Source organism: Clostridium sp. AN503 (assembly GCF_040719375.1).
In the GTDB taxonomy this organism is placed as follows: domain Bacteria; phylum Bacillota; class Clostridia; order Lachnospirales; family Lachnospiraceae; genus Brotaphodocola.
Genome location: NZ_JBFDTP010000001.1, coordinates 947747 through 973111, shown reverse-complemented (window position 1 = coordinate 973111; position 25365 = coordinate 947747). Strand labels below are relative to the sequence as shown.

Genomic DNA, 25365 nt, shown 5'->3' with positions numbered 1-25365 from the left:
GGGGGCGTCCAGTTCCCCGGAGACCCCCTTGTCTGCCTGTTATTGAGCTATGGTCTGGATAAAATCTTCAATGTCCATTCTGTTTTCATACACCCACTGCGCATCTTCTTTGATCAATACCTTTGCCCACTCGTCCAGAGTCTTGTCCCCAGGGCCTGCCGGAAGCTTTCTGTTGGCGCTGTAATCGCCCATTCTGGATGCATAGGGAGACCAGCCCTCTTCCGTATATAAAAACTCAATAAAGAGCTCTGCCACATGAGGATGCTCCGCATAGGCCGTCATCTGGGAATAGATAGGATAATAGAATCCCTGGAACGGCTGCATCTGTTCTGCGATTCCCAGCGCCAGGCCCTTTTCATCCTTCTTGGAATACTTGTTCAGCGTAAACAGTCCTGCGGAGCTTGCCGCCTGGCCCTTTGCGCCGATCGCCTCTGATACCTTGGTATCGGAAGTCCCCAGCACCATGCCATTCTCGTATATGCCTTTGATCCACTCATAACCTGCGTTGGGTGTGGTCAGCTCGATCTCTTTTCCATAATATTCCTTATAAGCATCCGCCATCTGTCCGGCGATATCATCCCTGGTGATCATGGTAAAGAAGTTCATGTTCACTCCTTCGGAGTTGGCATCCTTCATCTGGAACAGGCCCTTGTACTGGGGATCAGTAAACTGCCAGATGTTGGTATACTCAGAATCATCCACATTCTCATTATTAAAAATAAATACCTTGTTGCAGAACTGGAATACCAGCGGGTTCTGATCCTCCTCCGGCACCACATCGGTGATCCTGGAGCTTAAATAGTTCCTCGTATAACCAGGAGTGATCAGCTCGGAAATGACCCTTGCCCCATCCTGGCAGAACACCACGTCCGCTCCGCCGCTGACGCCCGCCTTCGCCTCACTGGACACCTTCTCGATCATCTCGCTGTCGCCGATCTGGGTAAACTCGATCTCCAGATCAAGACCGTATTTCTCCTTGAACAGGGCCGCGCTCTTCTCCACCACAGAAGTACAGGAGTAGATCACCAGCTTGTTCTCCTCTTTGGCTTTTGCCAGCAGTTCATCCTCCGTCAGCTCCTCCTGGGTATCCGCAGCCGGGGCTGCTTCGCTTCCCGCCGCTGTCTCACCGCCTGCTGCCTTATTGTCCGCCGGGGCCTCGCTGCCTGCCGCCGCCTGCGCCAAACCGCCTCCGGACGCCGGAGCATCCGTCTTTCCCCCGCATCCGGTCATCAAAGATGCCATCATTGCCGCCGCCAGTACCAGTGCCATTTGTTTCCTCATAGAAATACCTCCCTCATATTTTTTACTTTGTATCACTCCCAATCCTTCCACTCCCATAAATAACCTTTGATTTCCGCTTCATACAGATTTTAAGGAACTTAAGGATTTTAAATTTTGTATACAAAGTATTGGTATGACCTAAGTATAATCCTTTTTGCGCAGAAGGTCAATATATCGTCCTATTTTATTTATTCATTTTATATATTTTCATTCCGGTAATTTTTTATTTATTGTATATATTGCACAATTTTTACCCGGTTTATAACAGGCATATATCGTGATACCGCCTTATTTAGTGCTTCTTGACAGATAAATTTTTTTTCATTATGATAGTGATAAATGAACCCCGTCAATCTGATTCTGCACCGGAGGCCTTTCATGTTCCCATCTATAGCACCACCGCCAACACTGGTTGAAACCGTGTACAGTTACATTAAGTCCGATATTGCTTCCGACTACCTAAAACCCGATGAAAAGATCAACTTAAGAGAGTTGAGCAGCCGGTACCAGGTGAGCGAGACCCCGATCAAACAGGCGCTGAACCGTCTTGTTTCAGAAGGTCTTGTCCTTTCTGTCCCCAGAAAAGGGATGCGGGTGCGGAAGATCTCCATCCAGGAGATCGGGGAATTGTTTGATATCCGTCTGATGCTGGACACCTTTTTTATCACTCCGGTCATTGATACTATTTGTGGGGACACTACTCTGCAGGAGCAGATGCAGGGGATCATCCGGGAGCACATCCGTCTGGTCCGTCAGGCCAGGACTCCGTTGGACTATGATACCATCTACCAGCTGGACAATCAGTTCCATGAACTGTACATCATGGCCAGCGGCAACCAGAAAGCGGTAGATATCTACCACAGCTTAAATTCCCATGTCTACTCCACCTATATCTATCTGCACCAACCGGCAGAAAAGACCCTGGATGGCGCGATGGAACACCAGGAGATCCTGGATGCTATTCTTGAAAAGGATAGGGAAAAGGTGAGGGAGAAGGTATCGATACATATTGAGAATGCAAGGAAGAGCGTTTTTCCGATATTGGAAGAACTGGAGGGAGATTAAGCAGTATGCTGAAGAAATCCCCAGAAAAAACAGCCCCATTTCACATTTCTGTAAAACAGGACCGTACCAATTTATTCTATACTGATCAATAATGTAACATCGTCGGCAGCCAGTCCGCCATCGCCGGAATAAAGGTCGTCCCCAGCAGCACCAAAATATTACAGGCGATAAACGGAAGCGCACCTTTGGCGATCCTGGTCACGGACATTCCATTGATCTTATTGCAGGTATTCAGGCACATGCCGACCGGTGGGGTCACAAGGCCGATCGCCAGGCCCACGATGAAGATCGCGCCGAACTGCCAGTCGCTGACCCCGATGCCTCTCATGACCGGGAGCAGGATCGGCGCAAGCATGAGGATGGCAGGAGACACATCGATAAAGGTTCCCAAAAACAGAATCAGCAGGTCGATGAGCAGCAGCAATACCCACTTGGGCATATCCAGACCCAGGAAGAACGAGGATACGATCTGCGGGATCTGCATCATAGTCATCAGCCAGGTAAAGATTGTAGAAAACCCGATGATGATGGTAATCGATGCAGACGAGATCAACGTCCTGCGCAGTGCCCGGATGATCTTTTTTACCGTCAGCTTCTTGTAGATGAACAGCCCCAGGATCAGGGAGTAGAACACCGCGATCCCCGCCGACTCGCTGGCTGTGCAGATGCCCAGGGATACAGACAGAACGATCACAAGCGGCATCAAAATAGCCGGGAGGCTGTACACCATGGTTCGGGCAAACTCCTTAAATACAAACGGAGGCTGAACCGGATGATATCCATTTTTTCTGGAGATCACATAACACACAATGAGCTGGAGCACGCCCACGGACAGGCCAGGGATCAGTCCCGCCATAAACAGCGCGCCGACTGAAGCGCCTGAGATCATGGAATACATGATCATCGGGATGCTGGGCGGAACCACCATTCCCATAGTGGAGGAAGCAACTGTTATGCCCGCCGCAAATTCCGGCGGATAGCCCCGCTTTTCCATCTCAGGGATCAGAACGGAACCAAGAGCGGAGGTATCCGCAACAGAAGAACCTGAGATCCCGCCGAAGATCATGCTGGCAACCACATTCACCTCTCCTAAGCCTCCCTTGATCGGACGCACCAGATACATACAGAAATCCAACAGCCTTTTTGTGATCCCACTCTCATTCATCAGCTCACCCATAAAGATAAACAGCGGCATGGCGACCAGCACATAGCTGAAGGAACCAGACCAGATACGCTGGGGTATCATAGCCAGAAACTGCGGTGTCTGCACACTCATGTAGGTGATGCAGGACGCCCCGATCGCAAAAGCCAGGGGCACACCGATCAGAGCAAATACAACCAGCGCAAACAACAGATATACCATAATCATAATCTACAGCCCTCCTTCCTCGTCATCATAAATCGGCTTCAAAAATCCCAGATCCACATTTTTCACAAGGCTGTATATCTTTACCAGAACGCAGATCAGGCTGACGCCCACGCCGATGGGCATGATCCCGTATATATAGAGATAGCGGATCCGCATACCGTTGGAAATGGTCTTTCCCGCCACTCTGATCCATCCGATCGCATAATACTGCAGGATCGCCAGGGAGATCAGCACGATGATGTAGTTCACCACGTTGATCCATCTCTGGATATGCACCGGTATCTTTTCAAAAAAGAAATCGATCAGCACATGCTCATTTTCCAGCACGCAGATCCCGATCCCCCAGAATGTGGTAAACGTGAATACCAGCGTGATCAGTTCTTCCAAAAATGTAAATGAGATATTGAAAAAATATCTCATGATAACCGCAAAGATAACTCCGGCCGACACAAAGGCCATGGCCGCGATCCCCAGAGCAACATAGCACTGGTAGATCTTTTTTCCTGTCTTCTGCAGCGAAGTCACAAAACCCCCTCCTTCTTGTGAAGGAGGCAGGATAACCTGCCCCCTCAGTTTTGCCATCCCAGTTTTACCAGGATACTGTTTTACCAGGAAACCTTCTTGCCGATCACAGCCAGCATCTCATCCAGATCTTCACGGGTGATCCGGCCGCTCTCAATGTACTGCTTCCACACTTCCTCAGCCTGCGGACGGAAGGATTCTCTCTGCTCCGGGGTCAGGACGGTCACTTCACAGCCGCTGTTCTTGATATGCTCGATGTAATTGTCATTTTCCTCATCCGTGATCCGGCTGTTCTCATCCATCATCTCCCTGGACGCCTCAGTAAGGATCGTCTGATACTCCGCCGGAAGGGATTTCCACCAGTCCAGGTTCACATACATGACCTCTGCACAGAACATATAGTCAATAATCGAACAATATTTCTGGACCTCATAAAACTTCTGGGAATCGATAAGCGCTACCGGATTCTCCTGTCCGTCAGCAACGCCGGTCTTCAGCGCCATATACAGATCTGTAAATGGAACCGACACGGTGGATGCGCCAAAGGACTTCATGGAAAGGTCGATCACCTCCAAAACCGTACGCATTTTCAAACCTTCCATATCAGCCGGGGATAAGATCGGGCGGACATTGTTGGTGATCTGCCTAAACCCGCTGTCGTCGCCTACCGCCAGCACCTTCATGTTGTGCTCCGTCTCCACGCTGCTCAGCATGTCTTTCACGAAATCACTGTAGCAGAGGGTCCTGACTTCCTCCAGGCTGTCACACAGCATGGGCAGGGACAGCATCGTGATCTGCGGAAGGTATTCCAGTTCCCCGCCCCGGACCGCCTGAAGGGTCCCCATGGAAACTGCCTCCGTCATCTCCGTCTCGTTGCCAAGCTGGCCTGCCGGATAGATCTCAACCTGGACGCCGCCGTTCGTCTTTTCCTCCACGGTCTTTTCAAACAGAAGCAGGGATTGGTGGCGTGCGCTGGTGGTCGCCTGGGCATGTCCCACCTGCATGGTGAAGGTCTCCCCCGCCGGGGCTTTGGCCTCCGCCCCGCTGCCCGCCGCAGCCTGACTGCCTGCTGCGTCCGCCTTGCCGCCTGCTGCGTCCTGTCCTGCTGCGTCCTGGCCCGATGCTGCCTGGCCTGCCGCAGCCTTCGTCGTCTCCGCCTTGCCGCCTCCGCCGCAGCCGGTCACCGTACCAGCCGCCAGGGTCATTGCCAAAAAGATTCCCATCCACTTTTTCATAAAATACATCCTCCTGTGATTGTAGTTTTTAACGGTTTCTTTCGATGTTTTGATGTTTTCATTATAGAAAATTAACAAAAGAATTACACTACAATAAGTTGTGCTGCATCCCTAATATTTTGCTGAATCAAAAAATACCTATAAAATATTGCGTTTTCACTTCTGCACTAATTTACAGGTATCTTTCTTCTATCACCGCTGCTTACCGCCGCATCTTGATCACTTCCCGGTCTCACTTTCCGTTCACACGCCCGGCTCCTGATTCCCGCTTCCAAGATTCTGGAAGTACCGGTACTTGATCGGTGAGATCCCCAGATATTTTTTAAAGGACCAGGTAAAATAATTGGGATCTGAATATCCCACCATAAAGCTGATCTGCTTGATGCTGTAATCCCCCTTTGCCAGCAGCTCCTTCGCCCGGTCAAGCCTGACCTTGATCAGATAATCGATGATGGTCACGCCCATGTGCTGCTTGAACAGCCGGCTGATATAATATTTACTGAACCCCACGCTGTCCGCAATGGAGATCAGCGTGATCTTTTCACTGTAATGCTCCTTCATATACCGGCAGACCGCCTCGATCTCCGGCGGGACCGCCTTCAAATCCTTTCCCCCTGAGGGCTCCTCCACAATGATCTCCCTCTGCTCCGCCGTCACATATTCTCCCACCGCCTCTTTTGCGCAGAGATAGGAAAATTCCATCTGCATCAGATCTTCCTCCCAGGAACCGACGCCGATGGTATGGGGGATCACAAGGCTGTCCATCGCATAGGCGAGTATTTTCTCCACCTGCTTTGCGATCTCCCCGGTCTGGTCCCCGGTCTTGGAAAATACCATAAAGTCAATGGATTTCCGGTGGACATACAGAAGGTGGGTGTATCCGGCCGCCGTCAGATCCGATCTTAATAGCTTAGAGAGCCTGGCTTTTTCCTCCTCGCTGATCTCCCGCTTGAAACGCACAAAGAAAATACAGCCGTAAGGTTCCCGGATCCCCATGGCATCAAAAAACCACAGGGTTTCCTCGTCTGTCTGTCCAGTGATCAGTTCCCTCAGAATCCGTTTTTCCAGCACATAGGTCAGGTCCGTTATCTTGGACCGGTACGCCTCCTGGTTCTGCTCTGCGTCCAGTTCGTCGATCGCCTTGTTCACCACCTGGATCAGCTTCTCCTTCTTCACCGGCTTCACCATGAAGTCCAGCGCCCCGGCCTGCAGCGCCTTCACCGCGTAGTCAAAATAGCTGTACGCCGTGGAAAATATGATCTTACAGTTCTTATTTACCACCTTGATCTGTTCCATGGCCTCCAGGCCGGAAAGCCCCGGCATCTTGATATCCAGGATGCAGATCTCCGGCTGCTTTAAAAGTGCGGTCTTCACGGCGTCAATCCCGTTGGCGCACTCTAAGATCTCCACGATCTCCAGCTTGGAATTCTGGATAAAATGGCGCAGCGCCTGGCGCTCCAACGCTTCGTCATCTGCAATCATCAACTTGTACATTCTGTCCCCTCCGTTGTTTGCAATCCTTCCGTCAGCGGCTTTGCCGGTCCCTGGCTTATCTCCAGCGGCAGATAGATCCGCACAATCGTTCCCTTCCCCCATTCACTCTCTATTTTCACCGGCTCAGGCAGCTTTGTAAAAAACTTAAGCCGGTCGATCGTATTCATGATCCCGATGGATTTCCGCTTGCCGGAACCGATCTGCTTTCTCTGGATCAGCGCTTCCAGCTTATCTGCCGGGATCCCCACTCCGCTGTCCGCAATGCTGACAACACAGTTCTCTCCCTCCGTCCTGAGCTCTATGCGCACTACACCCGGCTCCGTCTTCGGCTCCAGCCCATGGATCACGGCATTTTCCGCAAACGGCTGAAGGGAAAACCTGGGTATCGTCACCTGCTCCGCCAGCTCCTTCTCATAGTCAAACTCCGCCCGAATCCTGTCCCGGAAACGGAAATTCTGGATATGCAGGTATTCCTTCACCACCTGGATCTCTTCCTCCAGGGAAACCGGCTCCTCAATATCCTTTAAGTTGTAGCGGAGCATGGCGGCCATGGCGTCGATCATTTCCACCGCCTCGTCGCTCATCCCCAAAGTGACCGTCCGCGAGATCGTATTCAGCGTGTTAAACAGAAAATGCGGATTGGTCTGTAATTGAAGGTTTAAAAAATCAGCCTGCTCCAGTCGGTGCACATACTGCTCATTCTTCAACTGCTCGTCCAGAAGCTTCGTCCTGATATCCGCATGTTTCTGAATGTCATCCATCATCCGCACAATGCTCCTGGACATCTTGTTAAAGGCCGCCGCCTGGATCTTGATCATCCTGTCCTGCCAGTCCTCCCGGACCTGCACCATCTCTCCTCCCGCAATCTTTAAGGAGGCCCGGTAGATCTCATTCAGAGGCCGGTAAAATCTGTCGTTTACATAGTACACACTGTACCCGGCTGCCGCCGCCAGAAGGATCACCGCATAAAGATTGATAAAAAAGAGCTGGCTCTGCTTCCGGTTCAGCCATTCATAATAATCCTGATTCGCCGTGAGAAGGACTGTCAGGATCTCATCACAGTATTCCTGTATGTATTTCCCAATCTCCCGGGATTCCTGGAAGCTTAAGCTGCCCTCATAATAATTGCTCTCCGCATAGGAAAACGCACTGTAATTGGCCTCTGTCTGATAGGAGGAAAATGCGTCCGTGATAGACTGGATGAAGGAGGCAACCGCCGGGGTATCCACCAGATCCCGGCACCGCCTGAGGCCCGCATCCACAGTTTTCACCGCTTCGTTATGCTCTGCTAAAGACCCGCGGTTCCTGCTTAAAAGATAGTCCTCCATCGTGATATCACACTGCTTGATCGAGTCCTTTACAGACGCCGCCTCATAATACAGGTCCGTACTCCTCCGGTACCGCTCCCCAATATCCCGGTACATCAGGTAGTTATACATGGAAAATACCAGCGTCACCACTGTCAGCAGCAGAAACATCCAGTTGATCATGGTGATCGCGGAGCCTTTGACCCTGCCCATTGTTTTCATCGCGGCACCAGCCTTTCCTGCGCTTCCTTCAGGGCCTCCACCTGGAACGCCTCTGTCTTGAGGGCGCAGTCCATAAGGAGCTTCTGCTGTTCATCCGTCAGATTCCCCAGAGACACCGTGCTGGCCACAAGCATGTCCGGCACCAGGAAATCCTCATAAATCCAAACATAAGGCATGACCTTGTCATACCCCGCCCTGCCGTAAAAAAGAAGCGGCATCTCTATGCCGTCGATGTATCCCGAATCCACCGCCCGAAGCAGATCCGTCCGCCCGAAGCTTTCAATCTCCGCCCCCATTCCCAGGAGATAGACAGACAGCGCCGCGGCCTTTGTAGCATGGATCTTCATCCCCTCAAAATCCCGTTCCGCCGCGGGCTTTTCCTTGGTGGCAATGCACCGGTAGTCGGGTCTGTAGCAGGATAACACCTCCAGCCGTTCCTTTGAAAGATATTCGCCAATGGCGTCCATCTGCCCGCAAAACCCTGCCTGCGCCTCCTCCGGAGACTCATACGTCTGGATGAACCGGTTCAGTTCCGGAATGTCCTCAGCAAAATCAAAATAATTCACCGCAGCAAAGGCGATCCCTCCGAACTGAAGCTGTTTAACGATCTCCTTCTCGCTTCCCGGCTCCGTATTGTACGCAACCGCGATCTGCAGCTCCCCGCCTGATTCCTCCCTCACAAGCCTGGCAAAATATTCCGCCGCCTTTCCGGTGGGATGGTCCTTCTCATAAGGAACCTCCATCCGGAGCATGATCTGGTCCTTCCATTCCCCCTGCGGCCTCTCCTGAAAAACAAACAGAACCGATATGATCAGCAGCAGTGAAAACCCTATGGTAAATATTGCAGCCGCACCCCGTTGTATCATGAATTACCCCCATATTTTCAACTACTTTTTAGGATACCACATCGCATAATACAAAACAAGAGACCATATTATCAGGGTCATCGGATAAAGCTGGTCCAGAGATGTTCTTCCGGAACAGGGTGTAATACAGCTTCCTTTTTGCCCAGCTCAAAGCACTTCAGCATCCATGCCATGTTTCTTCCCAGCTGCCGCATGATCTGAAGCCCCTCCAGATCCTGTAACGCCTCCTCCTTTGCACTTCCGTGGATGCTGTTCCAGTACTGGCTTGGGACAACCGGCATATTGTTGATGGTAAAATATTTATTCAGCTCATCAAAGGCCGCGCTGGCGCCTCCCCGCCGGCAGCTCACCACACAGGCCGCCGGCTTAAAGGCCAGCTTCCCGGGCGCCGCCGTAAACAACCTGTCCAGGAAACAGGATACTGCTCCCGCTGCCGCCGCATAGTGGACCGGAGATCCGACCACAAGCCCGTCTATCCCATCCAGCTTCCCGATCACTTCATTCAGCCTGTCATCCTCATGTACACAGAACCCGGATACGCCGCAGCCTCCACAGCCCATACAGCCATGGGTTTTATCGGCTCCGATGTGAACGATCTCCGTCCCGATTCCTTCCCGCTCCAGGGCACCCGCCGCCTCACTGAGCGCCGCATGGGTGCATCCGTCCGCATGGGGACTTCCATTTGACAATAATACTTTCATATTATTTCTCCTCTCCTCATCTGTTTTCTATATCGGTAAATAAAAAACCCTGTCATCACACAGCACAAGATCTCCGAAACGATCTGGGACAGCCAGATTCCCTCTCCTCCCAGAACCATAGTGCAGAGCTTTAAGGCAATCGCGATGATTATGACGCCCCGCCCCAAAGAGATCGCCAGCGCAGGCTGGGGCCTTTCCACCGCCGTAAAAAATCCGCCCATCTGGATATTGACGCCCATGATCAAAAATGAGAGTGCAAAAATACGGAACACCCCTGCCGAATATTCCCGCAGCGCAGTAAGCTCCCTGGAGATAAAGAGGCTCACCAGCAGGTCCGCCCCCGCCGCGGAAGCCGCATATGCTGCGATTCCCAGTCCCACAGACGTAACGATCCCATATTTTAACAGGGTCATATACTTTTTCTTTTCTCCCCTGCCATAATAAAAACTGACCATGGGCTGCGCCCCCTGCGCGATCCCGGCCAGAGACATCACAACGATCGTATTTACATATGCAATGATCGTATAGCTGATGATCCCGTCATTTCCCAGATACTCAAGGATCGTGTGGTTAAACAAAAACACCGTGATCCCGGCGGAAAACTCCGTCAGGCAGGAGGACATCCCGATCTTAACGCTGCGCAGGATCTGCCCAAAATCCCACCGGAATTTTCGAAACCGTATGGTTGCCTTCGGACTTAAAAAATGGCTCAGATAGATAAAAACCAGCGCGCACTGTGAAAGCCCTGTGGCCGCTCCCGCGCCTGCGACTCCCCATCGGAAAACAAATACAAAGAGATAATCCAGGATACAGTTCATCACCGCCCCCGTAGTCACAGCCACCGTCGCAAACTTGGGATAGCCGTCTGTTTTCACAAGGATCTCAAAGGAATATGCAATGATAAAGCACCAGGAAAACGGCAGGATCGACAAAATATAATTCTTCACATATTCCATGGTGGTTTCGGTCGCCCCCAAAAACACAGACACCGCATCCAGATTCAAAAACACCACCAGCATGATCGCCAGAGAAACCACCGCCAGAACTGCCAGGCTCTGGGTATAAACCTCATCCGCCATCTGTTTTTCGCCCTTTCCCAGACAGATCGCCACGATCGTGGACGTTCCCACCGCAAACAGTATGGATACTGAAAACAGGAAATTCACAAACGGGGACGCGATATTGACCGCTGACAGCGCCACCTCCGATACCCCTCTTGCCACGAACATCCCGTCTACCATCGTATACAGGGCAAAGATCCACTGAGCGATGACCGAAGGCCAGATAAACCTCCAAAAGGCTTTCTTTAATGGCATATGTTCAAAATTCATTCTATATCGTTCTCCTTTATTCTCCTCAAAATATCCATTCTCCCGCTCATTGATATTATCGACAAATGCTCCTGCCAGGCATCCAGATCACTCTGCCTGCTCAAACAGGAGCATTTCTCTTTTATCACAACACTATTATTACAGCATTATATTACGATCTTGATGCAGGCCTTCACCACATCTGACGGCACCAGCGCCCGGCGCTGCGGCATATGTACATCCTCCGGATAAACGATGACCACATCTCCCGCTTTCATCAGGACGCCAGTCTCATAATCCCTGTTATACAGGAAATCATCTTCCACCTCATCATACTCCGTAACCGGCTTCCCTGCCCGGGCCAGAGGCGTATAGCAGAAATACTCCATCCCATCCGCCACATAATGAATATCAATAAATTTCTTATGCCCCTCAAACCAGCAGTCATCAATCGAACGAGTGGTATAACGCTGAACCAGAATAAACACGCCCTGCTTCTCCTTGGCATTCATATCCAGCAGACTGCTCTTGGACAACACCGTTCCATCCAGAGCATACCGCCCATCCTCCATCTCACGGATATCATTTGCCTTCAGCCACTCCAGCGCCTTCTTAACATTCTCACCCAATACATGATAACGTGCGCTCTCTTCCAGTGTCGTAACTATCATTTTCATTTCCTCCTGAACATTATATTTTCCCGCATCCAGATGCAACACAAGAATCATTTACAGTTCCCATTATATAAATTCCAGAAGAAAAGTTCACTGGGATAACTTGCCCAGTGCCCATGAAATCTTGTTACGTTAACACCTTATCCATAAAATATTGCTCTGGCAGTTTCTTATTTTCAAAATTCCCTGAGCAATCACGTTTTCAAGCATTCCTTCATTATAAAATTTCCCCCATCAAGCCATGCTTTTCTCCCCGCCCCCGTCAGTCCCCAGCAGCCGCCCCAATACCCTCAGCCAGCTAAGAAGGCCCCGGACGGCGGAGAAAAAAGATTTCTAAATGTCTTCCGTTTGGAGACATGAGAAGGGCGGCGTTGTGAGGATAGCGGACTGCACGTTCCAGGTGCTGTCCGATAGCCGCATAACGCCGCCCTTCTCATGTCGTAAACAGGAAGACATAGAAACTTTTTTCTCCGCCGTCCGGGGCCTTCTTAGCTGTCACAGCCTAACGATCCGGCTGCGTCCCCCTGACCAAAAATTTCTCCCCTTCATAAACCCTCACCGGATTCCCCCGCTCCAATCTGGTATGCTCTAACCAGGCCAGCTCCTTCTCTCTCCTGTCCTGCTGCGCATTATATTCCGCCAGAATATCACAGAGCCGGTTCACCGCAATCTTTTTATTCATATGCTGACTCCTGGCTTCCGTTGATACCACGGAAATCCCCGTGGGGATATGGATCACGCGAACCCCGGTTTCCACCTTATTTACATTCTGGCCGCCCTTGCCTCCGCAGCGAAATGTCTCAAACCTAAGCTGCAGCTCTGTTTTAAGCTTCGGCGCCTGTTCCAGAATGCTCACATCAATATACCAGTTCTTCCGCTTATGGGCAGGCCGGTATGGGCTGCGGCAGACCCAGAGTACACTCCCCTCCAGGCCGCTTATATCCTCATCCGTCTCAAAAATGACCGATGCATAACCCCCCGGCTTTTTGCCCCGCACGCACTGAACTGTCCTAATATCCCTTATCTCCTTTTGCAGCTGTGCATAAAAAAGCCCCACTGCAAGCTCACACTCCGCCGGTCCCTGACCGGAACTGATCTGTATCTTCATGCGCTTCACCTACCCTTTATATGTGATCAAAGGGCGCAGCACGGCAACCACATCGATCAGTCCAAACTCCCGGAGCGACTCTATGACCTGTTCCACAGGCTTATACGCTTCGGGCGCCTCTGCAAACAAAAGGTTGGTATCATGGCAGACCACCTGGCTTTTAAACTTTGTGCTGCGGATGGATTTCCGGTCATACATCCTGTCGATCCGGCTCTTACAGATACTCCGCGCCCACTTTCTGCCCGCCCCGTGGGAAATAGAATCCAGCGCGATACGGGTATCCTCCCTCGGCATGCACACATAGGTCAGGCTTCCCCTGGAACCGGGGATCACTACTGCTCCCTGTCTGGCCGATACGCTTCCCTTGCGGTGCAGCCAGCCTTCCTCCGTACGCTCCACATAATTGTGGCAGCTCTCCAGTATCGGCGTCACCTCACTGTCCGTTCCCAGATAATCCAGCATCTTCTCTGCCGCCGCCAGCCGGTTCCGCCCGGCCCACAAAAGCGCGTTATCATGCTCCGCCATATACTCTCTGGCCCTGTCAGAACCCTCTAAAAGCCCCTCCGGTACATAATAGCGGGAAAGGATATCCTGACCGTAGCCTCTTGATCCGGAATGGACAAGAAGAAAAACCCTGTCCTCCGCAAGCCCCAGCCTATCTGCCAACTGGTCGTCAAACACCCTGTCCAGGCACTGGAATTCCATAAAATGATTCCCCGAACCAATGGTTCCAAAGTCCCGGATCGGACATGGTTCTTCATATGGAATATCACATAAGATATCCGAAAACTCCCGGATGGAATTAAGCCGTGCAACCCATTTCTCCATCCTGAGCCGCTTCTGTTTTACCCCGGTCAAATAGAGGCTCATTCCGCAGCCAATATCATTCCCGATCAAATGGGGGTAAAACCTTCCTTCGCTGAGGGCCGCCATCCCCACGGGACTTTTCCCCGGATGCAGGTCCGGCAGCCCCACCGTCCTCACCATGCCCGGCAGCCGGCTGACGCCGCGCAGCTGGTCTATGGCCGCCTGTTCTACCCAGTTCTTTTTGTTACTGATCAATATGCAATTTTCATTATTCAAATCTTAACTCTCCTTCATAAGCGAATGGAACCGCGCATTTTCTGTTCAAAAACTTCCAAAAAAGGGTACAAAAAAACACGACAACAAGCCGTGCGCAATACTCTCCCTTATACGCCAGTCCCTGTCTGTTTGCAAACCTATACTGTTTTCACCATACTCTCAATCTTTGCCAACATAACAACCACTCCTTTGCTTATGAAGGACTCTGCCCTCTTATTCTTAATCTAATATATACATAAATCCAGAAAATGTCAACCCTTATCTGCCCTGTGCTTGGGTGATCCCCTTTCCGTGCTTCCCGATATCCCCTATGTACTTCGGCATGTTACCTGCCCCACCCCGGCGGCAAACGCCGGGGGAGACCATCACTTCTATCTGAGCATCATCACGATCAGGTTTGGCAGCACCATCGCCATGGCAACCGCATAGATAAAATCCAGCCACATCATGGAGCCGATCGCCCCAAGATAGACCAGCCCGATAACAGGAGCCGTAATGATTTTAACAAATAAGTTTACATCCGGGTTCTTTAAAATAGACTGTACCATCACCTTTGCATCTCCGGTACTGGGAAATGCATGCATCAATATGGAGATCCCCAGCCATCCAAGCAGCAGGGAAAGCACATTGTGGTACACCTCAAACCGGAACAATTCTATGGCTGCCGGAAATACGATCAGCATTCCAAGCACCGTATTGACCAAAAACGGCCCTACTGAGATCATAAAGGATGCCAATGGACGTTCTGTAGGCTCATGGGCAACATATCCGCATGGATTCTTCATCTGGAAATAAACAACATCATAAACCGGCACACGAAAAATGCGGCAGAATAACTGATGTGCCGATTCATGTACGATAACACCGGGAAACGTGACTGCTGAGACTAAAAAGCCTGGTATGATAAACATAATTCTTTTCCTCCTTGTATTCCGCAACGATCACTCTGTACATTCCCTAATCTACATAGTAATCATGCAGGCTGACCTCTCCATTCAGATAGGATAAAAAGTCCACATCAAACTCTATCCCTTCCGCTTCAAACTGCTGCCGGAGTTCCTCTGCCTTCTCCTTCTGTCCGCACTCCATCATTGCAATGACCAGAGTCTCCCGCACATAATTCTCCTCAGGATTCAAGTCAAATGCTTTCTGCACATCTGCCAGGCCAGCTTCCTTATCCCCCTCCAGCATCTTCAGGATTCCCATGGCCCTCAGGGCGCCGGTATTACTGTTGTCATTTCTCAGGACGGACTCATAGCACTCTCTGGCGCCTTCAAGATCACCGGTCCGCCGCCGGTATGTCCCCAGCTCAACTTCCGGAAATCCCAGTTTCGGATCAGCCTCCACGCTGGCCTCAAGGTACTCCCGGTGAGCTTCCTCATCCTCACTCAGGGTAGCCAGGTAATAATAGAGCAGACCTTTATCCAGATCAGCATTTTTCGTCATCTCTTCCAGGTCATCTCTCAGGCCCTGCAAAGCTGCTATCGGCGCCTCCCCGTCCAGATCCTCCTGACCCAGCGCTTCACCAAATGACGCATACAGCTCATCCACCTGGTCCAGCGTATCATAATACCGGTTTAAACGTTTGGTATGCCGCATCATACGGGAATATGTACTGTCGTCAACTTCTTTTCCTTCCAGGTAAGTGCTCAGCGTATATGCCGCCGCATCATAATACCCATGCTCCATGGCAATGTCGATCATGGATACTGCTACCGGAACAGAAGACGGATATGCCTCCATCACCGTCTCAAGGTTCAAAAGCGCGGGGTAAACATCCCCTCTGTATGACTGCAGCTCTGCCTGATAATACATCTTATACATCCGGATAATACCAGGAGTCCTTGCCATAGCCAGTACCATAAGAGCCAGCACAATCACTGCAGCCGGAAGCATTTTCTTGGGAAATGGGTATTTTATCTGCTCTTCCCGGCATTCATGGCACAATATGGAATTCTTATTTTCACTGCGGTCGATCCTCTTTCTGCCGCATTTCCTGCATAACTGATCCTCAGGAATCTCCTGTCCGATCCCTATATTATCGGTTTCAACACTACCGCCTGTAACATTATCTCTTTCGTCCATAGTTTATCTAACCTTTCAACTTTTCGTTCATCCCCCGCATCATATAAACCACCAAATACTTATATTCCGGACTCAACGGTTCCCACTCTGCTATCGGAAAGTCATTAACCCTGTTATTTTCTTTATGATCCTCTACCAGCCTGATAAATTCTGAAAGCCTCATACCAAATGCTTCACTGATCTTATTCAGATTATTGATACTGATAATACTTCTTTTGTTCAGCATTGTAGTCAGTGTAGAGTGTTTGATTCCACTCGCTTTAGAGAGTCTGTATCTTGTCATTCCCCTTTGCTTCATCAACGCTTCTATCTCATCCAATATCCTTTCATTATCCATATTTGATCTCCTTATCCAACGGTATACCCCTATCTTATTGGATTTTGGAGACGGAAAATAGATTTTATGTTTCGACATCGTACGTCGGGCGATTGACATAATTTTCCATCTTATTTCAGCAGGCTCTGATACACGTCTCTCTTTGCGATCCCCCGGTCTTTTGCCACCAGCTTCATCGCCTCTTTCCGGTCAATCCCCTGATCCAGATAAATGTCCATATGCTCTTCCATGGTCATATCTTCCCAGGATTTCTGCTGTTCCTCTACCATCTCACTGATGCTGCGCCCTTCGATGACGATCACGCACTCTCCCTTGGGTTCTTCATCCTCATAATGGGAAACCGCTTCCTCAAACGTAGTCCGGTATGCCTCCTCGTATTTCTTTGTCAGCTCCCGGCAGATCGTGATCCTGCGGGTACTTCCCAGAACCTCCGAAAGCTCCTTTAATGTCCGTACCAGATGATGCGGCGCCTCATAGATAACAATGGTCCTGGTCTCCTCCTTAAGCTCCTCCAAAATCCACTGCCTCTGTTTTTTATCCACCGGCAGAAACGCCTCAAAACAGAATCTTCTGGTAGAAAGCCCCGAGATCGTCAACGCCGTCACACAGGCCGCGGGCCCCGGCAGGGACGTCACCTCGATCCCGGCTTCATAGCATTGCTTCACCAGCTCTTCCCCCGGGTCTGAGATACCAGGCGTGCCTGCATCCGTCACCAGAGCGATATTTACGCCCTGCTGCATCTGACCTACCAGATACCGCGCCTTGTCAATCTTGTTAAACTCATGGTAACTGGTCATTGGCGTTTTGATATCAAAATGATTCAGAAGCTTGATGCTGTGCCTGGTATCTTCCGCCGCGATCAGATCAGCTTCCTTTAACGTATTCAGCACCCGCAGGGTAATATCGTCCAGATTGCCGATGGGAGTTGCACACAAATATAATTTTCCAGTAGTGCCTTCAGCCATATGTTCCGTCCTTCCCCTTCCTGTTTAATATCCATAGATCGTATAGATCTCATCCGTATATACGCCCGGCTCCCGATATACGATCACTGGCGCTTCCACCTTCATCATGGACCGGCCGCCCCGCACTGCTTCGATCAGTACCATATTGGCTTCCTTATCCACAAAAGGATGCACCAGCTTCATGCGCTTCGGCTCCAACCGGTATTCTCTCAGCGCGGAAATGATCTCTGCCAGACGGTGAGGGCGGTGTACCATATAGAACCTGCCCCCGGGCTTCAAAAGAAGCGCCGCCTCCCGCACCACATCCTCCAGCGTGCACAGCACCTCATGGCGTGCGATCGCCTTGGGCAGATCCGGATTTTTCAGTCCATGACTGTCATTCATATATGGCGGATTGGATGTCACAACATCAAAAGAAGCCTTACCGAACAACCGGCTGGCTTCCCTGATATCTCCCTGAACAATCTCCACCCGGTCCTCCAGGCCGTTAAGCCTTACACTGCGCACAGCCATTTTAGCAAACTCCTCCTGGATCTCCAGGCCGGTAAAATGTCTTCCTTCCGTCTTCGCCTCCAGAAGGATCGGTATGATGCCCGTCCCCGTTCCCAGATCAACCGCAGTCTCACCGGCCTTCACACGGGCAAATCCCGACAACAGCACCGCATCCATCCCAAAACAGAATCCGTTTTTCTTCTGGATAATGCGGTACCCATTCCGCTGTAAATCATCAATCCTCTCATCCGCCCCAAACATTTCCATGGTCTGGCTCGTGATATCCTGACTACTCATCCAGCTTAGATTTTCCTTCCTTTTTCTCCATAGCTTCCAGCTTCTTTAACTCCGCATCCTCTACGTCGGCTTTGCCCTTTCTGCGCCTGGGCTTGAACTTCAGCTGTTCCACTTTGTATTCCCGTATCTCTTTTTCATCCCGGTCCACCGTCACGATCACCTTGACCGTTTGACGCAGGACACTGACACTCTGTACCTCGCCCTTCAACCCGTCATCCGTAGTCACATAATCACCCATCCCCGGAAGTTTGCTGTTTAAATACTCGTAGGTCTCCTCCTCGTTCTTTAAACAGCACATCAGCCTTCCACACACACCGGATATCTTGGTCGGGTTAAGAGACAGATTCTGTTCCTTTGCCATCTTAATGGATACCGGGATAAACTCCGACAGATAGGAATGACAGCACAGCGCCCGCCCGCAGATGCCGATACCGCCTACGATCTTCGTCTCATCCCTGACACCAACCTGACGAAGCTCGATCCTGGTCTTAAACACCGATGCCAGATCTTTCACCAGTTCCCGGAAATCAATCCTTCCATCCGCAGTAAAATAGAACAGGATCTTGTTGTTGTCGAAGGTGTATTCCACATCGATCAGCTTCATGTCCAGATTGTGCTTACGTATCTTCTCCTGGCACAGCTTGAACGCATCCTTCTCTTTTTTGCGGTTGGACGTCTCCCGGTTCTCATCATCCTTATTTGCCATGCGGATCACCGACTTTAAAGGCTGGATCACTTTATTGTCCTCCACCTCCCGGTTGCCCAGCACCACATAGCCATATTCCACTCCGCGGGCCGTTTCCACGATCACGTGGTCTCCACTTTTGATCTCCAGCTTGCCCGGAGCAAAATAATATATCTTTCCCGCATTCCGGAACCGCACTCCAATAACCTTAATCATGTATTTTACGTCTCCTTTTAATTCTCCTTCATGACCAGGAGCATCAGCTCCATGGCTAATTCCATATTCACATTGGCATCCAGCCGCGCCTTCGCCTTATCGATGGACTCCAATATCCGCTCCAGCCCATCATAACCGCTGTTCTTGCTCAGCTCATTGATCATCTTATATTCATCCTTGAAAATGAGCAGATTCATATCCTTAGTCACTTTGTAGAGAAGTACATCCCGATACCAGAGCTGCATAAAATCCAGGCATTCATAGATATCCAAGTTGTCCTCTTTCAGCTTACGTATATAATCCAAAAGCTCCGAAATATCCATATCCTTCACATGCTTTAACAGATGCAGCACTTCCTGGTGGAGAAGCTTAAAATCCTCCGAAGATGCTATGGATATAGCCTTGCCCAGATTCCCCCGTGCAAATGCTGCGTATACTTCGGCATCTGCTTCCGGCACCTGCATGGACTCTGTCAGATAACTCTTCACCACAAAATCCTTCAGGGGCTTCAGCTTCAGCTGTACACACCTGGACAGAATCGTAGGCAGAAACGCCTCCTGGTTTGTAGTAAGCAGTATTATGATCGCGTATGACGGAGGCTCCTCAATTGTCTTCAACAGCGCATTCTGCGCCTGCTGGGTCATCTTCTCCGCCTCATCCACGATATAAATCTTATAATAACTGCTGTAAGGCCGCACCATGATCGTGTCATTGATCTGCTCCCGGATATCATCCACACCAATGCTGTTAGGCTTTTCATGGGTCACATAGATCAGATCCGGATGATTCCCACTGAGCACCTGCTTGCAGGCGTGACATTCCATACACGGTTCACTCCTGCCCTTCTCACAGAGAAGCGTCAGGGCAAATGCGTTGGCAAGAGACTTTCTCCCCATCCCCGCTTCACCGTTCAATATATAAGCATGAGAAACCTTGTGGCTCTCGATCGCTTTCTGAAAATGCTCTTTAATCTGTTCATGTCCGATAATATCCTGGAAACTTAACATGGCAGGCTCCTCACAATCGCTGCTATTTATGCTATTACATCCCAAAGTATAACACAATTTAAAGGTTCTGTATAGAAAAATCCATTTCCAGCCGGGCTTTAGACAGTCCTTTCCCTTCCTCTGCACAGCCTCATTTTACTTCTTCCCTTCCCCATGCATGATCTCTTTTTTTATTTCTTCCACACAGGATTCCAGTTCATCATTGCGGTATTCTCTGCGAATCCCCAGCTTGTCCAGATTCCCTTCCGAGAAATCCTCATCATCCGCTAAAAACCTCCGGCACAGCTCCGCATATTTAGGCTCCTTCTGCTGCCTCTCCCTGAAAAGGGCCCGCTCCAGCCTTATTCCATCATCCACATTCACATACAGAGGTACCACCGCAGTATCCCCATAATAGCTCCGCAGACGTTCATAAGATTCCAGCGTTCCGATCGTCAGATAGTCCGCTTCCCCCAGATCGATCTGCCCATCATCCACCGTAGCATAGCTCCAGGGTCCATACACCGTCTGATAAGTGCGAAGCTCGATCATCCTTCCAGTCTCCTGAAACTCCTGAAGCTTTTCCGGAGTAGTAAAATGATACTCCACCCCGTCCGTCTCCCCCTCCCGCATAGGCCGCGTGGTATACAGTACCACCGTGCGAAGCCCGGGACATTCTTTTAGAAGACGCTTGTAAAGCGTATCTTTTCCCGATGCGCTCTTCCCCATCAAATAAAATATCCTGCCCATAACCGTCCTCCCATAATTATCATCATAAGCTCATTCTTCTGTTCTGGCTGTTCAACCGGTATACAAAATACATCAGCCTCTCAAAACCTTCAGATATCCAGCGTCCTTATGGGCCATTCCCTGTACGGGAAGCCCGATTCTTTTATAATACTCCACCTGTCTCACAATCGCCTCAGTAACCAGCTCCCCCGGAGCCACGATCGGAATACCCGGTGGATACAGATAAATAAATTCCGCAGAAATCCTGCCCGCACACTGGTTGATCAGGAGCGCCTCGCTCCCTGCCTCCAATGCATCAGCCGGCTTTATGCAGATAATCCCGTCCATTTCAATTTTATGCTGCACTCTCTGCATATCCTCTGTGCTGTCAGGTTTCCTATCTATCCTGTTGTCGATATGAAGCAGTGCATCTGCCAGTCTGTCCAAATGTTCCCAGCTATCCATAAATGTAGCTATGGCCACAATATAATCAGCCCCGCTCATCTCCATTTCCAGATGATACTCCTCACGCAGCCATCTGCTCAGCAATTCTCCACTTAGTATTTCGCCCCCAGACATTCCACGACTCAATGTGTCGTCGCTCAGTGTGTCGTCGCTTATCCATTCATCACCAATCCCGTGCATCCCTGTCTCAGAACGTCTCACAAGGCACCCCCGACAGGATATCACAAGCTTGGACAGATCTACATCAAATATACCTTTAACCCCCACAGAATCCGCCCCCAGCAGCCTCAAATGCTTCAGCCCGCAGAGTTTCCCACGCAGCTGCGCCAAATGTACAGAGAACTCCTCCATCCATCTTCCTCCATGCTGCTCCATTTCATAAATACAGTTTTCAATCCCTGCCATAAACAGGTAAGAAGGGCTGCTGCTCTGGAATATCTGAAGATACCGCTCCAGCTTATCTATATTCACGCGTTCCCGGCGTACATGCAGGACTGCTGTCTGCGTAAAGGATGGAAGCGTCTTGTGCAGGCTCTGGATCACCATATCTGCCCCACATTCCAGCGCTGATTTTGGAAAGAAGCCTTTTCCAAATGGGAAATGCGCTCCATGTGCCTCATCCACGATCAACGGAATCCCATAGTCATGAACAATTTCTGCGATCGCCTGGATATCTGACACGATTCCATCATAAGTGGGTGAAACAACCAGTACCGCCTCCGGTAATGGGCCTCTGTTCAACATGTTTTCCACATCAGCAGGGCATATCCCGCCCTGTATCCCCATTTCATCCAGTATTTGTGGATAAATGTACTCCGGTTCCAACCCATTGAGGATAACTCCATGATACGCCGCTTTATGGCAGTTCCGGCTCATGAGGATCTTTCCTCCCGGATGGGTTGCCGCACAGACCGCGCTCAGAATTCCACCACTGCTCCCATTAACAAGATAATATGTCTTGTCCGCATGATAGATCTCTGCTGCCCATTCCATGGATTCTTTTAAAATTCCTTCAGGGTGATGGAGATTATCAAATCCATCTATCTCCGTGATATCAATAGAATAAGGATTTGGAAATGCTTTTAACATCCCATGTTCCGTCCGCCGTTTATGACCTGGCATGTGAAATGGTATGGCGCTTGAATTCTGATAATCCATTAATCTTGATAACAACAAATTTTCTTTTTTCATTTTATTATCCAGTTTCTTTTATTTACTACATGACATTTTACCATACAACAGCTTTACATTCCAAGAGTATTTCCTTATAATATTACCTGTAAAGGAGATGATCTGTTTTGCGTGAGATGGAATTTAAAATGGAGCGACAGGGACTTGTCAATGTAGGTGACCGGGTTGAAGTCATTGAACGTGAGGGCGTCAATTACAGTTACATCATTGAACCTGCCGTCGCTATGTCAGGCTGCTACAAATCCCGTGACCGGCTAAAGTCCAGAGAAGGTATCATCAAAGACATCCGTGAGAATGACCGTGGGTTTTATATTATTGCTGAATTTGACGAATAGCTTTCCGAAAAACAGGGTTGTGACAGAAGATCTATTCTTCTATCACAACCCTGTTGTGGTCTGGGATAACCAGCACTTTTCTCCATTTGGCTACTGGTTCCTCCCCCTTTTCCCAATAACAATCCTTCCAGTAACAATACACCTGTCCTTCCTGCATCATCACAAACTCCAGCATATCATTACCCGTAGTCTCCACTTCCTTACGAAGTTCTTTATCTTTCAGATAACTCATCTGTCCAGACAAAGATATAACAGCAATCACGCCGTGATTATTCTTCCAGTTCTTCGGAATATAGTTGGCATAAATCTGGTCTGCCTCCTCCGAATAATACATCTGATAAATCCGTCCCGTAAACTCTTCCCGTAAAAGCTCTGCTTTCTTATCTGATGTCAGTGATTTTTTGTATATTTCACTGTAATGGGCACCAGAACCTCCCTTTCTCACATAAGCGCTGTAGTACAGCCAGTCTCCAACAATACAGAAGCTGTCGATCGTATTCCCCCGTTCTTCAAAAAGACTTTCATTGTTATTGGTACTGCAATAGATCGCATATCCCTTATCCGTCTCTTTTAGATAATAGGACGTCTGCCCCTTTACCCGGCTATCCGGCCTCACATCCACAATACGATTGGATGACATTTCAAAAATCCGATCCTCATAATGAATGTTTCCGTCAGCCTCAGTTTCCAGCGTTCTTCCCAAAGTATCATGCAGATAAATCTCATCGCCGTCCACTTCTGCATAAATACCCGGTGTCATCTTTTCAAAACTGTCCTCCATTTCGATCCGCTGAATCCTGCCATACTGGGACACATAGATCCCATCCTCCCAGAACGTATAATTATCAACCTCCTGGGCAATGATCTCTATCTCTTTTCCATCGTTTTTTATACGGTAAAGCGTATGATACAGCGATGGCCGTACCTGAGTGAGCTGACTGTCCGCTCTGTCCGGGCATGGCAAATAATAAGTCCACCCATTTAACTTTTGAATCTCCGGATTGTATTTGCTTTCCGCAGAAAGATCAGTCTCCTCCAGCGGCAGTGAGTACAATACCTGCCCAATCTCAGACAAATATACCACCTTATCACCAATCTGGATGCGTCTTTCCCTTCTCTCCTGCTGTGATGGATCATTACCTGCTGCTGTATCATCTATAAACGTCCTCTCAAATGGTTCCTGAAGGATATCCAGCTGACGCTTTAATTTCATAACACCTACTGCAATCGCCACAATTGCAACAGCCAGCAACGCAAAAGAAAAAACTCCCTGAACAGTAGTTTTTGCAATACTTCCGGACTGTTCTGTCTCCTGATCATCTACTATACCTACCCGGTCCTCAATCTCCAAAAGCACCGTAGCCTCATCCAACCTGGAGGGATTCTCTTTCTTTGCCTCTTTTGACTGCATCTTCTCTTCAGCATAAGAAGCTTCCAGCATTTCTTTGGTCGCTTCCAGTTTAGTCTCTGCAAGAAAGTCTGCCCGTTTCATCAACCAGTCTACAGGCGTCTTTTCCTTCTGGAGCTGTTCCCCTCGTTGATATGCTTCCACATAAGTAAGAATAAGAAGCTCCCTTGCCTTTTCATCCTGACTAAAAATCAGTTTTGCATGTCTGTAAAGCGTCTGATAGGTTAAAATGTATAGATTTTCAAATTCATTCGTCCAATTTGATTCTATGGACGCATTCTGCTTTTTCATCCGTTTTTCCCTCATCCCTTAATAACTCTCATCTTAACAAATATTTCCACTTTTTACAATAACTATAAGCATTTTAACCACTTCCTGCACCTTTTTAACACAAAAAAACGACGAAAACCCCACTTTTAAGGATTTCCGCCATTTACATGACCTGAGCGTGCGGGGATTCGAACCCCGGACAACTTGATTAAAAGTCAAGTGCTCTACCGACTGAGCTACACGCCCATATGCCTTGGACCGGAATCGAACCAGTGACACGTGGATTTTCAGTCCACTGCTCTACCAACTGAGCTACCAAGGCAAAATTGCGGGGATAGGATTTGAACCTATGACCTTCGGGTTATGAGCCCGACGAGCTTCCAGACTGCTCCACCCCGCGATAATATTAAACGATATTAAGTTGATGAGTGGGGGAAGGTGGATTCGAACCACCGAAAGCACAGCTAACAGATTTACAGTCTGCCCCCTTTGGCCACTCGGGAATTCCCCCAAATATTTATTATTGTAATACCATGCTCAACCGACCAAAGTCCTTTGTCGCTAAGCGGTTAATACAAGCCGATAATCGGACTCGAACCGATAACCTGCTGATTACAAATCAGCTGCTCTGCCAATTGAGCCATATCGGCAAAAAGCCAGGCTAAAG

General features: G+C 49.6%; 24 protein-coding genes and 5 tRNA genes. 2 read left to right on the top strand and 27 right to left on the bottom strand.

The annotated features are described in order from the left end of the window. Window positions 1-39: 39 nt before the first annotated feature. Entirely contained in the window at window positions 40-1281 is a 1242-nt protein-coding gene (locus AB1I67_RS04410) for an extracellular solute-binding protein (RefSeq protein ID WP_367028601.1), read from the bottom strand. 378 nt (window positions 1282-1659) lie between these two features. On the opposite strand from AB1I67_RS04410, the gene AB1I67_RS04405 reads away from it, so the two are divergent. Continuing rightward, complete coding sequence (locus AB1I67_RS04405) at window positions 1660-2346, top strand: GntR family transcriptional regulator (protein ID WP_367028600.1); 687 nt, start codon at window positions 1660-1662, stop codon at window positions 2344-2346. An 85-nt stretch (window positions 2347-2431) separates the two neighbouring features. On the opposite strand, the gene AB1I67_RS04400 is transcribed toward AB1I67_RS04405, so the two are convergent. The 20 genes from AB1I67_RS04400 to AB1I67_RS04305 form a co-directional block, all read right to left on the bottom strand. Further along, window positions 2432-3715 carry a TRAP transporter large permease gene (locus AB1I67_RS04400; protein ID WP_367028599.1) on the bottom strand — a complete coding sequence of 428 codons (1284 nt, stop codon included), beginning with the start codon at window positions 3713-3715 and terminating at the stop codon, window positions 2432-2434. Between the two features lie 3 nt (window positions 3716-3718). Continuing rightward, window positions 3719-4240, bottom strand: a complete 522-nt coding sequence (locus AB1I67_RS04395) for a TRAP transporter small permease subunit (protein ID WP_367028598.1) — start codon at window positions 4238-4240, stop codon at window positions 3719-3721. A gap of 80 nt (window positions 4241-4320) precedes the next feature. Next, on the bottom strand, window positions 4321-5472 hold the full coding sequence (locus AB1I67_RS04390; RefSeq protein WP_367028597.1) for a TRAP transporter substrate-binding protein: 1152 nt from the start codon (window positions 5470-5472) through the stop codon (window positions 4321-4323). A gap of 243 nt (window positions 5473-5715) precedes the next feature. Next, on the bottom strand, window positions 5716-6966 hold the full coding sequence (locus tag AB1I67_RS04385) for a response regulator (protein ID WP_367028596.1): 1251 nt from the start codon (window positions 6964-6966) through the stop codon (window positions 5716-5718). Beyond that, window positions 6954-8495 (bottom strand): histidine kinase, encoded by a 1542-nt coding sequence (locus AB1I67_RS04380; protein ID WP_367028595.1) that lies wholly within the window; start codon window positions 8493-8495, stop codon window positions 6954-6956. The genes AB1I67_RS04385 and AB1I67_RS04380 overlap by 13 nt, the downstream gene beginning before the upstream one ends. Beyond that, complete coding sequence (gene dctP, locus AB1I67_RS04375) at window positions 8492-9361, bottom strand: TRAP transporter substrate-binding protein DctP (protein ID WP_367028594.1); 870 nt, start codon at window positions 9359-9361, stop codon at window positions 8492-8494. The genes AB1I67_RS04380 and dctP overlap by 4 nt, the downstream gene beginning before the upstream one ends. A gap of 77 nt (window positions 9362-9438) precedes the next feature. Beyond that, on the bottom strand, window positions 9439-10062 hold the full coding sequence (locus AB1I67_RS04370) for a flavodoxin family protein (RefSeq protein ID WP_367028593.1): 624 nt from the start codon (window positions 10060-10062) through the stop codon (window positions 9439-9441). Further along, the gene (locus tag AB1I67_RS04365; protein WP_367028592.1) at window positions 10059-11393 is read right to left on the bottom strand and encodes an MATE family efflux transporter; all 1335 of its coding nucleotides are present in this window, start codon (window positions 11391-11393) and stop codon (window positions 10059-10061) included. Before AB1I67_RS04365 ends, AB1I67_RS04370 begins: the two co-directional genes overlap by 4 nt. Before the next feature lie 146 nt (window positions 11394-11539). Next, window positions 11540-12043 carry a YhcH/YjgK/YiaL family protein gene (locus AB1I67_RS04360; protein WP_367028591.1) on the bottom strand — a complete coding sequence of 168 codons (504 nt, stop codon included), beginning with the start codon at window positions 12041-12043 and terminating at the stop codon, window positions 11540-11542. A 505-nt stretch (window positions 12044-12548) separates the two neighbouring features. Continuing rightward, entirely contained in the window at window positions 12549-13154 is a 606-nt protein-coding gene (gene prfH / locus AB1I67_RS04355; RefSeq protein ID WP_367028590.1) for a peptide chain release factor H, read from the bottom strand. 9 nt (window positions 13155-13163) lie between these two features. Then, window positions 13164-14237 carry an RNA ligase RtcB family protein gene (locus AB1I67_RS04350; protein ID WP_367028589.1) on the bottom strand — a complete coding sequence of 358 codons (1074 nt, stop codon included), beginning with the start codon at window positions 14235-14237 and terminating at the stop codon, window positions 13164-13166. A gap of 371 nt (window positions 14238-14608) precedes the next feature. Continuing rightward, window positions 14609-15148, bottom strand: a complete 540-nt coding sequence (locus tag AB1I67_RS04345; protein ID WP_367028588.1) for a metalloprotease family protein — start codon at window positions 15146-15148, stop codon at window positions 14609-14611. 46 nt (window positions 15149-15194) lie between these two features. Continuing rightward, complete coding sequence (locus AB1I67_RS04340) at window positions 15195-16322, bottom strand: hypothetical protein (RefSeq protein ID WP_367028587.1); 1128 nt, start codon at window positions 16320-16322, stop codon at window positions 15195-15197. 7 nt (window positions 16323-16329) lie between these two features. Continuing rightward, entirely contained in the window at window positions 16330-16659 is a 330-nt protein-coding gene (locus AB1I67_RS04335; RefSeq protein WP_367028586.1) for a helix-turn-helix transcriptional regulator, read from the bottom strand. 110 nt (window positions 16660-16769) lie between these two features. Beyond that, window positions 16770-17624, bottom strand: coding sequence for a 16S rRNA (cytidine(1402)-2'-O)-methyltransferase (gene rsmI / locus AB1I67_RS04330; protein ID WP_367028585.1), 855 nt, complete (start codon window positions 17622-17624; stop codon window positions 16770-16772). 24 nt (window positions 17625-17648) lie between these two features. Further along, a complete protein-coding gene (locus AB1I67_RS04325) occupies window positions 17649-18413 on the bottom strand; it encodes a tRNA1(Val) (adenine(37)-N6)-methyltransferase (protein WP_367028584.1) in 765 nt (254 codons plus the stop codon). After that, window positions 18406-19314 (bottom strand): stage 0 sporulation family protein, encoded by a 909-nt coding sequence (locus AB1I67_RS04320; RefSeq protein ID WP_367028583.1) that lies wholly within the window; start codon window positions 19312-19314, stop codon window positions 18406-18408. The genes AB1I67_RS04325 and AB1I67_RS04320 overlap by 8 nt, the downstream gene beginning before the upstream one ends. A 17-nt stretch (window positions 19315-19331) precedes the next feature. Further along, window positions 19332-20321 (bottom strand): DNA polymerase III subunit delta', encoded by a 990-nt coding sequence (gene holB / locus AB1I67_RS04315; protein ID WP_367028582.1) that lies wholly within the window; start codon window positions 20319-20321, stop codon window positions 19332-19334. 135 nt (window positions 20322-20456) lie between these two features. Next, window positions 20457-21050: a guanylate kinase gene (locus tag AB1I67_RS04310; RefSeq protein WP_367028581.1), complete on the bottom strand. Its 594-nt coding sequence runs from the start codon at window positions 21048-21050 to the stop codon at window positions 20457-20459. A 72-nt stretch (window positions 21051-21122) separates the two neighbouring features. After that, entirely contained in the window at window positions 21123-22652 is a 1530-nt protein-coding gene (locus AB1I67_RS04305; protein ID WP_367029152.1) for a DegT/DnrJ/EryC1/StrS family aminotransferase, read from the bottom strand. Between the two features lie 149 nt (window positions 22653-22801). Between AB1I67_RS04305 and AB1I67_RS04300 the strand changes: the two genes are divergently transcribed. Then, window positions 22802-23020, top strand: a complete 219-nt coding sequence (locus tag AB1I67_RS04300; RefSeq protein WP_367029151.1) for a hypothetical protein — start codon at window positions 22802-22804, stop codon at window positions 23018-23020. A 31-nt stretch (window positions 23021-23051) separates the two neighbouring features. Here the strand turns inward: AB1I67_RS04300 and AB1I67_RS04295 are convergent, their stop codons facing one another. The 6 genes from AB1I67_RS04295 to AB1I67_RS04270 all read right to left on the bottom strand — a co-directional run bounded on the left by AB1I67_RS04295 (window position 23052) and on the right by AB1I67_RS04270 (window position 25348). Continuing rightward, window positions 23052-24719: a hypothetical protein gene (locus tag AB1I67_RS04295; RefSeq protein WP_367028580.1), complete on the bottom strand. Its 1668-nt coding sequence runs from the start codon at window positions 24717-24719 to the stop codon at window positions 23052-23054. Between the two features lie 152 nt (window positions 24720-24871). After that, window positions 24872-24944, bottom strand: a tRNA-Lys gene (locus tag AB1I67_RS04290). Window positions 24945-24947: 3 nt separating this feature from the next. Next, window positions 24948-25020 (bottom strand) — tRNA-Phe (locus tag AB1I67_RS04285). A 4-nt stretch (window positions 25021-25024) separates the two neighbouring features. Further along, window positions 25025-25098: transfer RNA gene (locus tag AB1I67_RS04280), tRNA-Met, on the bottom strand. 29 nt (window positions 25099-25127) lie between these two features. Continuing rightward, window positions 25128-25209 (bottom strand) — tRNA-Tyr (locus tag AB1I67_RS04275). 66 nt (window positions 25210-25275) lie between these two features. Next, window positions 25276-25348: transfer RNA gene (locus AB1I67_RS04270), tRNA-Thr, on the bottom strand. Between the last annotated feature and the right edge of the window lie 17 nt (window positions 25349-25365).